This is a genomic window from Mycobacterium sp. E1747 (assembly GCF_001667775.1).
GTDB lineage: Bacteria > Actinomycetota > Actinomycetes > Mycobacteriales > Mycobacteriaceae > Mycobacterium.
This window is the reverse complement of record NZ_LZJI01000069.1, coordinates 1-10,147: the sequence shown is the minus strand read 5'-3', so window position 1 is coordinate 10,147 and position 10,147 is coordinate 1. Positions and strand designations below refer to the sequence as shown.

General features: G+C 68.6%; 8 protein-coding genes and 1 pseudogene. 8 read left to right on the top strand and 1 reads right to left on the bottom strand.

Annotation, left to right across the window (positions count from 1 at the left end; all coding sequences use genetic code 11):
- The 3 genes from mshB to A5695_RS07380 form a co-directional block, all read left to right on the top strand.
- On the top strand, positions 1–729 hold a 729-nt coding region (gene mshB / locus A5695_RS07390; protein WP_068079547.1), incomplete at its 5' end, for an N-acetyl-1-D-myo-inositol-2-amino-2-deoxy-alpha-D-glucopyranoside deacetylase.
- A 93-nt stretch (positions 730–822) separates the two neighbouring features.
- Positions 823–1,284, top strand: a complete 462-nt coding sequence (locus A5695_RS07385) for a hypothetical protein (protein WP_068079543.1) — start codon at positions 823–825, stop codon at positions 1,282–1,284.
- 111 nt (positions 1,285–1,395) lie between these two features.
- The gene (locus A5695_RS07380; protein ID WP_082945892.1) at positions 1,396–4,014 is read left to right on the top strand and encodes a bifunctional FO biosynthesis protein CofGH; all 2,619 of its coding nucleotides are present in this window, start codon (positions 1,396–1,398) and stop codon (positions 4,012–4,014) included.
- Positions 4,015–4,153: 139 nt separating this feature from the next.
- Here A5695_RS07380 and A5695_RS07375 read toward each other — a convergent pair whose 3' ends face one another.
- Entirely contained in the window at positions 4,154–4,486 is a 333-nt protein-coding gene (locus A5695_RS07375; RefSeq protein WP_068079539.1) for a hemophore-related protein, read from the bottom strand.
- Positions 4,487–4,860: 374 nt separating this feature from the next.
- Between A5695_RS07375 and fdxA the strand changes: the two genes are divergently transcribed.
- From fdxA to A5695_RS07350, 5 genes and pseudogenes are all read left to right on the top strand, one after another.
- Positions 4,861–5,187, top strand: a complete 327-nt coding sequence (fdxA, locus tag A5695_RS07370) for a ferredoxin (protein WP_068079545.1) — start codon at positions 4,861–4,863, stop codon at positions 5,185–5,187.
- Positions 5,188–5,240: 53 nt separating this feature from the next.
- Positions 5,241–6,326 carry a succinyldiaminopimelate transaminase gene (gene dapC, locus A5695_RS07365; protein WP_068079537.1) on the top strand — a complete coding sequence of 362 codons (1,086 nt, stop codon included), beginning with the start codon at positions 5,241–5,243 and terminating at the stop codon, positions 6,324–6,326.
- An 88-nt stretch (positions 6,327–6,414) separates the two neighbouring features.
- The gene (locus A5695_RS07360; protein WP_068079534.1) at positions 6,415–8,778 is read left to right on the top strand and encodes an APC family permease; all 2,364 of its coding nucleotides are present in this window, start codon (positions 6,415–6,417) and stop codon (positions 8,776–8,778) included.
- 254 nt (positions 8,779–9,032) lie between these two features.
- Positions 9,033–9,716 carry an adenylyl-sulfate kinase gene (cysC, locus tag A5695_RS07355; protein WP_068079532.1) on the top strand — a complete coding sequence of 228 codons (684 nt, stop codon included), beginning with the start codon at positions 9,033–9,035 and terminating at the stop codon, positions 9,714–9,716.
- A 65-nt stretch (positions 9,717–9,781) separates the two neighbouring features.
- Positions 9,782–10,147 (top strand): annotated as a pseudogene (locus tag A5695_RS07350) (sulfate adenylyltransferase); the annotation flags it as partial.

Below are 10,147 nucleotides of genomic sequence, written 5' to 3'. Positions count from 1 at the left end.
GATCGCGCGGATCAGTTGGGAGGCTACCGGATCGGCGAGCTCACCGCCGCGCTGCGCGAGCTCGGCGTCGGCGAACCCCACTACCTGGGCGGCGCCGGGCGATGGCGCGATTCGGGCATGCCGGGCACGCCAGGACGGCGGCGCCAGCGGTTCGTCGACGCCGACGAGCGGGAGGCGGTCGGCGCGCTGGTCGACATCATCCGCGGGCACCGGCCGCACGTCGTGGTGACCTACGACCCGGGCGGCGGTTACGGCCACCCCGATCACGTCCACACCCATACGGTCACCGCGCGCGCCGTGGCCGCCGCGGCCTCCGACGGCTTCCCCGGCGAGCCGTGGACCGTGCCGAAGTTCTACTGGTCGGTGTTCGCCACCCGCGCCTTTCTGGCGGGCATACGTGCGCTGGACCCCGAGGATCTGCGGCCCGAGTGGACGATCCCCCCGGAGGAGGACTTCGGCTTCGGGTACGCCGACGCCGACATCGACGCCGTCGTCGAGCCCGCCGTTGCGGCGTGGGCGGCGAAGAGGGCGGCGCTGGCCGCGCACGCCACCCAGGTCGTCGTCGGACCGACCGGCCGGGCCTGCGCCCTGTCGAACAACATGGCGCTGCCGATCCTGGCGGACGAACACTACGTGCTGGCGGCCGGCACGGCGGGGGAGCGCGATGAGCGCGGCTGGGAGACGGACCTGCTTGCCGGGCTTGATTTGGGTGCGGTCGTCACGCGGTAGGCTTGCGAATCAGGCAGCCACGGAAGGATTTCGCATGGACCCCGACCTGGACCCTAATCAGCAGCATTGGCAGGACCGGCTCGACAGCCTGCAGTGGGTGATCGGCTCGTTACTCTCCAACCTCGACAGCGTTCCGACCTGACCGAAACGAAGCCGCGCGCCGTAGGTGTCGAAGACGTCGGCGCGACAGACCCCGCGATCCGTTTCGTTGTCCTGGCGCTGCTGGCCGTCGACGGGGTCCTCTCCGCACTGGCCGGGGCCCTGCTGCTGCCTTCCTACCTCGGGTCGATCCCGTTCCCCATCAGCGCACTGATTTCGGGACTGGTCAACGCCGCCCTGGTCTGGGCGGCCGGGCGGTGGACCACGTCGTCGCGGCTGGCCGCGCTGCCGCTGTGGACGTGGCTGCTCACGGTGGCGGTGATCAGCATGGGCGGCCCGGCAGACGACGTCATCCTGGGTGGCAGCGGCGTACTGGCCTATGGGGCGTTGCTGCTGATCGTGTTGGGGGCGGCGCCCCCGTTCTGGGTGCTGTGGCGGCGCGGCCACCGGGGTTGACGTTCGTGCGGGTCGCGGGCAGGGATGTCCCCGCTTGCCGGTGTGGGGCTGACGCTACTGTTGACTGTTGCGCAGAGGGGGCCCGCACGGGCCTGAAAGAGAAAATTTCACATGTTGGGACACGCGGATGAAATTCGATCGTGGGGAAGTTACACGAAGGTGCCGCTGACTCCGGGCGAGGAGCGTACCGCTCTTCCAAATCCTGTGGTTCCGCCAAAGACGAGCGCATCCGCGCTGCGGCGGGTGTTGCGCCGCGCCCGAGACGGCGTCGCGCTCAACGTCGACGAGGCGGCCGTCGCGATGACCGCCCGGGGTGACGACCTCGCGGACCTGTGCGCCAGCGCGGCGCGGGTGCGCGATGCGGGGCTGGCGTCGGCCGGCCGGCGCGGCCCCGGCGGCGGATTGCCGATCACGTATTCGCGCAAGGTGTTCATCCCCGTCACCCACCTGTGCCGCGACACGTGTCACTACTGCACGTTCGTCACGGTCCCTGGCAGGCTGCGCGCCCAGGGTGCGGGCATGTATCTCGAGCCCGACGAGATCCTCGACGTCGCCCGCTGCGGGGCCGAACTTGGTTGTAAGGAAGCGCTTTTCACCCTCGGTGACCGTCCCGAGGATCGGTGGCCGGAGGCGGTGCAGTGGCTCGGCGAACGGGGTTATGACTCCACGTTGTCCTACGTGCGGGCCATGGCGATCCGGGTGCTGGAAGAAACCGGGCTGCTGCCACACCTGAACCCCGGCGTGATGAGTTGGTCGGAGATGGCGCGGCTCAAGCCGGTGGCGCCGTCGATGGGCATGATGCTCGAGACCACCTCGCGACGGCTGTTCGAGACGAAAGGGCTTGCGCATTACGGCAGCCCGGACAAGGACCCCGCCGTCCGGCTGCGCACGCTGACCGACGCCGGCCGGTTGTCCATCCCGTTCACGACCGGCCTGCTGGTCGGCATCGGCGAGACGCTGACCGAACGGGCCGAGACCCTGCACGCGATCCGCAAGTCGCACAAGGAGTTCGGGCACGTTCAGGAAGTGATCGTGCAGAATTTCCGGGCCAAGGAGCACACCGCGATGGCCGACGTGCCCGACGCGGTCATCGACGACTACCTCGCGACGGTGGCGGTCACCCGGCTGGTGCTCGGCCCCGGCATGCGCATCCAGGCACCGCCCAACCTGGTGTCTCCCGACGAGTGCCTGGCGCTGGTCGGCGCCGGGGTCGATGACTGGGGCGGCGTCTCACCGCTCACGCCCGATCACGTCAACCCCGAGCGGCCGTGGCCCGCACTCGACGACCTCGCCGACATCACCGCCCAGGCCGGATACGAACTGGTTCAGCGGCTTACGGCCCAGCCCAAGTACGTCCAGGCGGGGGCCGCGTGGATCGACCCGCGGGTGCGCGGGCACGTGCTGGCGCTCGCCGACCCGGCGACCGGTCTGGCCCGCGACGTCAATCCGGTGGGGCTGCCCTGGCAGGAGCCCGACGACGTCGCGTCCGCGGGTCGCGTCGACCTCAACGCCGCCATCGACACCGAGGGCCGCGCCACCGAGGCCCGCAGCGATCTGGACAGCGCCTTCGGCGACTGGGAATCGATCCGCGCGCAGGTGGACGAACTGGCCGCACGCGCCCCCGAGCGGATCGACACCGATGTGCTTGCCGCGCTGCGGGCTGCGGAGCGCGATCCCGCAGGCTGCAGCGACAGCGAGTACCTGGCGCTGGCCACGGCCGACGGACCGGCGCTGGAAGCCGTTGCCGCCCTGGCTAATTCGCTGCGCCGCGACGCGGTGGGCGACGACGTGACGTTCGTGGTGAACCGCAACATCAACTTCACCAACATCTGCTACACCGGCTGCCGGTTCTGCGCCTTCGCGCAGCGCAAGGGCGACGCCGACGCCTATTCGTTGTCCACCGACGAGGTCGCCGACCGCGCCTGGGCGGCGCACGTCGAGGGCGCCACCGAGGTGTGCATGCAGGGCGGGATCGACCCGGAGTTACCGGTCACCGGCTACGCCGACCTGGTCCGCGCCGTCAAGGCGCGGGTGCCGTCGATGCACGTACATGCCTTCTCGCCCATGGAGATCGCCAACGGCGTCACCAAGAGCGGGCTCAGCGTGCGCGAGTGGCTGATCAGCTTGCGCGAGGCCGGGCTGGACACCATCCCGGGCACGGCCGCCGAGATCCTGGACGACGAGGTGCGCTGGGTGCTGACCAAGGGCAAGCTGCCGACCTCGGAGTGGATCGACATCGTGACCACCGCGCACGAGGTGGGCCTGCGGTCGTCGTCGACGATGATGTACGGGCACGTCGACAGCCCGCGGCACTGGGTCGCCCACCTCAACGTGCTGCGCGGCATCCAGGACCGCACCGGCGGGTTCACCGAGTTCGTGCCGCTGCCCTTCGTGCACCAGAGCTCGCCGTTGTACCTGGCGGGCGCGGCGCGTCCGGGACCCACCCACCGCGACAACCGCGCCGTGCACGCCTTGGCGCGAATCATGTTGCACGGCCGAATCTCCCAGATTCAGACCAGTTGGGTGAAGCTCGGCGTCGAGCGCACCCAGGTGATGCTCAACGGCGGCGCCAACGATCTGGGCGGCACGCTGATGGAGGAGACCATCTCGCGGATGGCCGGTTCGGAACACGGGTCGGCCAAGACGGTCGAGGAGCTGACCGAGATCGCCGAAGGGATCGGGCGCCCGGCGCGTCAACGCACCACCACCTACGCCCCGCGGGCCGCGTAGCGCCCAGACGAGGCGGGTATCTCGACGCCGTGAACCGACAGAGCGCCGACGACCGGTGAACCGACAGAGCGCCGACGACCGGCTCCGGAGTGGCGCTCGTGCGTGCGCGGCCTGCTCAGCGGTTACTGAACCCGGGGGTTCAGAAGTTGTTGCAGGTGACCGCGACCTGGTTGATGTCGTCGTAGTACTTCTGCGCCGACGGCATCGCCTGGATCTGCTGGGCCATCTGCTGGCGCTTCGGCGGCGGCGAGGCCAGGAAGCTGCGGATGTAGGACTGCGCCATGGGCGAGTTGTTCAGCTGAGCGGCGGCCGCCGGATCGGTGGCGTTGAGGGCCGCGATCACCTGTCCGTAGTTGCAGGTGGTGTTGATGATCGCGTCCGTCGGGTCCGCGGATGCGATCCCGGCGCCGGCGGTCAACGCCACCGCCGCGCTACCGATCGCGACGGTCAATTTGGTCAACGACAGCCTCATGTGTGGACACCTTCCCCGTTAATGCACCGCTATAAAGGCGACGACATCTCACCCATCGGTTGCCGTCTTCCGGTCGAGGTTACCAGGCGCCACGACCGTGCCTCCATCTCAACGGTTATCGCACAACCCCGCTGGGCTGCGACTATGCGCAGGTCGACGGCCCCCGGCCGATGTTCGCCCTTGGCGAAACGGGCCCCGGTCGCGGGCTCCGAGACTGACGGTCTTAAATCGGCGGTTTAACTGGCGTGCCAAGTGGTTGACGTGTATGTGCAACGTCTAGTATCAGTAACCGAAAGCTTTGTCTGGAGCGGCCGGAAGCACCGGGCGCGAGCCGAAGAGCAGCCCACACGAATTAGTACATGGAGGAGACGTCTGTGACCTACACGATCGCCGAGCCCTGTGTCGACATCAAAGACAAGGCATGTATCGAGGAGTGCCCGGTCGATTGCATCTACGAGGGCGCGCGGATGCTGTTCATCCACCCCGACGAGTGCGTCGACTGCGGGGCGTGCGAGCCGGTCTGCCCCGTCGAAGCGATCTACTACGAAGACGACGTGCCCGAGCAGTGGAGCCAGTACACCCAGATCAACGCCGACTTCTTCACCGAGCTGGGGTCGCCGGGCGGCGCCGCCAAGGTCGGCCTGACCGAGAATGACCCCCAGGTGGTCAAGGATTTGCCGCCGCAGGGTGAGGGCGACTGAGCGGGCCGGTGCTGGATAAGCCCGGGGTGAGGCCGCGCGCCGCACGCGGGCGAGTGTCGGCGTCCCTGCCGGAGTTCCCGTGGGACACGCTGGCCGACGCGAAGGCGCTTGCCGGCTCCCACCCCGACGGGATCGTCGACCTGTCCGTCGGAACCCCGGTCGACCCCGTCGCGCCGGTGATCCAAGAGGCGCTCGCCGCCGCCGGTTCCGCGTCCGGATACCCCGCCACCGCCGGCACCCCGCGACTGCGGGAGGCGGCTGTCGCCGCGTTGGCCCGCCGCTTCGGCATCACCGGGTTGAGCGAGGCCGCCGTCCTGCCGGTGATCGGCAGCAAGGAGCTGATCGCCTGGTTGCCGACGCTGCTGGGTCTGGGACCGGCGGACGTGATCGTGGTGCCCGAGCTGGCGTATCCGACCTACGACGTCGGGGCCCGGCTCGCCGGGGCGCCGGTGCTGCGCGCGGACTCGCTGACCCAGCTGGGCCCCCAGTCGCCGGCGCTGGTCTACCTGAACTCCCCGAGCAACCCGACCGGCCGCGTGCTGGGCGTCGACCACCTGCGCAAAGTGGTCGGCTGGGCGCGCGGGCGGGGCGCTGTGGTGGCCTCCGACGAGTGTTACCTGGGCCTGGGCTGGGAGGCCAAACCGCTGTCGATCCTGCATCCGTCCGTGTGCGACGGCGACCACAGCGGGCTGCTCGCGATCCACTCGCTGTCCAAGAGCTCGTCGCTGGCCGGTTACCGGGCCGGATTCGTCGCCGGTGACCCCGACCTGGTGGCCGAGCTGCTGGCCGTCCGCAAACACGCCGGGATGATGGTGCCCACACCGGTGCAGGCGGCCATGGTCGCGGCCCTGGACGACGACGCCCACGAGCGGGCGCAGCGGGAGCGGTACGAACGGCGGCGCGCGGCGTTGCTGCCGGCGCTGCGGGCGGCCGGATTCGCCGTCGACCACTCCGAAGCCGGCCTGTACCTGTGGGCCACGCGCGGCGAGTCGTGCGCCGACAGCGTCGGCTGGCTGGCGGGGCGCGGCATCCTGGTGGCGCCCGGACACTTCTACGGCCCGCGCGGCGCACAGCACGTGCGCGTCGCGTTGACGGCCACCGACGAGCGGATCGCCGCCGCGGTGCAGCGACTCGCCTAGCCGGCGCCGCCCGGCTCCCACCGAGACGGCGGCCAACGTGCACAATGCATCGGAGGTTGTTCGACCGCTCACGGTAAGGACGGTGGTTGTGGCCACTTCGGCCGGCAAGCTGCGCATTCCCCTTTCGCTCGGCGACATCGTCAAGCGTGTTTTTCTGGGCAAGCCGCTGATCACCGAGGACATCGCCTCCGAGAAGTTGTCGAATGGGGTTGCGCTGGGCGCGCTTTCGCCGGATGCGGTGTCATCGGTCGCCTATGGCCCGGAGCAGATCCTGATCGAGCTGCTGCCGCACGCCGGGCTGGCCGCGTTCCTGCTGCTGCTTCCCATCACCGGTGTCATCCTGCTGATCCTGGTGCTGGTGGCCGCGTCGTACCGGCAGGTGGTGATGGCCTACACCCGGGCGGGCGGCTCCTACATCGTCGCGCGCGACAACTTCGGGCCCCGGGTCGCCCAAATCGCCGCCGCCGCGCTACTGATCGACTACGTCGTCACCGTTGCCGTGCAGTCGGCGGCCGGGACGGTCGCGGTGGTGTCGGCGGTCCCCGCGCTGGGCCCGTACAGCCTCGAACTCACCGTCGGCGTGGTGCTTGCGATCTGCTACGCAAACCTGCGCGGTTTGAAGGAGGCGGGCCTGCCGTTCGCGGTGGCCACCTACTCCTTCATCGTGATGGTCGGCCTGACCATCGTGGTCGGTGTGGTTCGCGCAATCGCGGGGAACCTCCCGACCTACGATCCCGCGCACATGTCCGGAACCGTGCCGGTTCATCAGGGCAACGGGTTGGTGCTGGGCGCAACGATCCTGGTGCTGCTCCGCGCGTTCGCCAACGGAGGTTCGTCGCTGACGGGCGTCGAAGCCATCTCCAACACCGTCGACTACTTCCGAAAGCCTCAGGGCCGCAACGCCCGCCGCGTGCTCACCGCGATGGCCACCATCCTCGGCCTGCTGCTGGCCGGCGTGGCGTATCTGGCGCACGTCACCCACGCCACGCCGTACCTGACCGAGTATCCGTCGGTGCTGTCGCAGATCGGCCGTGCCGTCTTCGGCAACGGCGTGATCGGCGACGTGTTCTACATCCTGGTTCAGGCGGCAACCGCCGCCATCCTGTTCACCGGTGCGAACACCAGTTTCAACGGATTCCCCGCGCTGGCCAGCTTCGTCGCCGAGGACCGGTTCCTGCCGCGCCAACTCACCAAACGCGGTCATCGCCTGGTCTTTTCGAACGGCATCATCACCCTGACGGCGTTGTCGGTGCTGCTGCTGGCGGTGACCGGCGGCTCGGTCAACGCACTGGTCCCGTTCTACGCGATCGGTGTGTTCACGGGGTTCTCGATGGCCGGCTACGGGATGACCAAACACCACCTGACGCATCGCGAACCGGGATGGCGCCGCCGGCTGGCCATCAACCTGTCCGCGGCGGTCTTGTCCACCATCGTGGTGGGCATCTTCGCGGTGGCCAAATTCACCGAGGGTGCGTGGCTGGTGGTCGTGGTCTTCCCGCTGCTGGTGTTCATGCTGATGCGGCTCAACCGCGAATACCGCGCGGAGGCAGCGATTCTCGAGATGTTCCGCACCGACCGCCCGGAGTTGGTGAAGTACGCGCGGCACCGGGTGTTCGTTCTCGTCGACTCCGTCGACCTCGCGGTGATCGAAGCGCTGCGCTACGGCAGGGGATTGCGCGCCGACGAGCTGACCGCGGTGCACTTCATGGTCGACCCGGCCCACGCCGCACAACTGCGGAAGCGTTGGGATCACTTCGATCTGGACACCCCGCTGCGCGTGATCGACTGCCCGGACCGGCGGATCAGCCGGGCCGCGCAGCTTCTGGTGGCCAAGGCCCGCGACGAACAACCGCACACCAATGTCACCGTGTTGCTGCCGCGTCGCACATTTGCGCGGCTGTTGGGCCGCGTGTTGCATGATCGCACCGCGGACAAGATCTCCCGCGCGGTGAGCATGATTCCCGATGCGGCGGCGACGATCGTGCCCTACGACGTCGAATCGCGCATCAGGGAGGCCTACCCCGACACGTTCGAGCAGCGGATCGCGCAGGAGATCGACAAGCTCGAAGCGTGGGTGTCGCGGGGCGAGGACCAGAAGGTGGACTCCTACGAACACCCCGAGCGGCCGGCGTCGGTCATTCTGGTCGCCGGCCTGATTTCGGGCCAGCGGGCCACCGTCGAGGGACGGGTCAATCAGGTCGAGGACGTCACCGACCGCGGGCGGACCTCCCGACAGGTCGTCGTCGGGGACAACAGCGGGGAAATGACGATCACCTTCCGTCCCGGCCACGGCGGCGCCGACATTCAGCCCGGCCAGCTGCTGCGGATCACTGGGAAGGCGCGGCAGACGGGCAGCCGGCCCATCTCGATGGTCGACCCGACGTATCAGGTCATCGAGGATCCCGCGAAAGCGGTCGACTCCGGCGAGTCGGGGGACGACGGCGAAGTTTAGGGCATTCGGCTCACCGCGGTCGTAACCATCGGTGCCCGGGCCGGGGGCGCGTCCGCGCCCGCCCGCGAGTCGGCGCTCAAACCACGGCGCCCGGAGCCGGCCGAACGCCGCCCCGCCGTGGTGGCGGCGAACCCGAAAACTCCGGTAAATTGCCCCACTTAAGTAACCGACCGCTCGCAACCCGGTTTTATTGGTGGGCGATCTGGTGAAGGTCGTGGGCGGACTTCTACGAGATCGATGTTGAGGAGCCGAAAATGTCGAACAACATCACTTGGCACGAACACCACATCAGCCGCGACAGTCGGGAAAGGCTCAACGGGCACCGAGGCTGCGTCCTCTGGTTCACCGGGCTCAGCGGCAGTGGCAAAAGCACGGTGGCCAACACCGTCGAGCAGAAACTGTACGAGCGGGGCATCCGGAGCTATCTCCTGGACGGGGACAACGTCCGCTACGGGCTCAACGCCGGCCCGGACACCCTCGAGCCGCGCCACGGCGTGGCATTCGCCAAGAGGTTCGGCCTGGGCTTCTCCGCCGAAGACCGTGAGGAGAACATCCGGCGCATCGGTGCGGTTTCGAAGTTGTTCTGCGAGGCCGGTGTCATCGCCTTGACGGCATTCATCAGTCCCTACCGGCGCGACCGTGATGCGGTACGCGAAACGCTGCTCGAAGGCGACTTCCAGGAGATCTTCGTCGATACCCCCATCGAGATCTGCGAGAAGCGCGATCCCAAAGGGCTCTACAAGAAGGCCCGGGCCGGCGAGATCAAGGGATTCACCGGCATCGACGACCCGTACGAGGCTCCGGCGCAACCGGAATTGCGCCTCGAGGGCGGTGCCAAGGACGCGGACACGCTGGCCGAGGAGGTGATCGCGCACCTCGAGCAGGTCGGCGTCATCCCGGCGCTCGCCCGCAGCCAGGATGGGACTCTCGGGGTTTAGGAATCGGCACCGGCGGCGAAGACGTTCTCGAGGAGAGTGTCGGACTGCGAAGCGAGGGTCAGCGAATGAGCTATACGGGTCACAACGGCAAGCCGATCGTGGAGCGGGTGTCCACCGAAGGGGCGGTCGCCCGGTTTCAGGGCCTGGCGCGGGTGCCCATCTCCAAGGCGACCGCGCACGAGGTCATCAGCCTGTCCTACGGGTTCTTCACGCCGCTGACCGGTTTCATGGGCCGACAGGAGGTCGACACCACGCTGGACAAGTTGGCGCTGCCGGACGGGACGCTGTGGAGCATCCCGATCGTGTTCGACCTGTCCGCCGACGACATCGAGAGGCTGGGCGTCCGCGAGGGAGCCAGCGTGGTGCTGGAGTACCTCGACGTTCCCATCGCCATCCTGGACGTCACCGAGATCTACGAGTACGACCTGCAG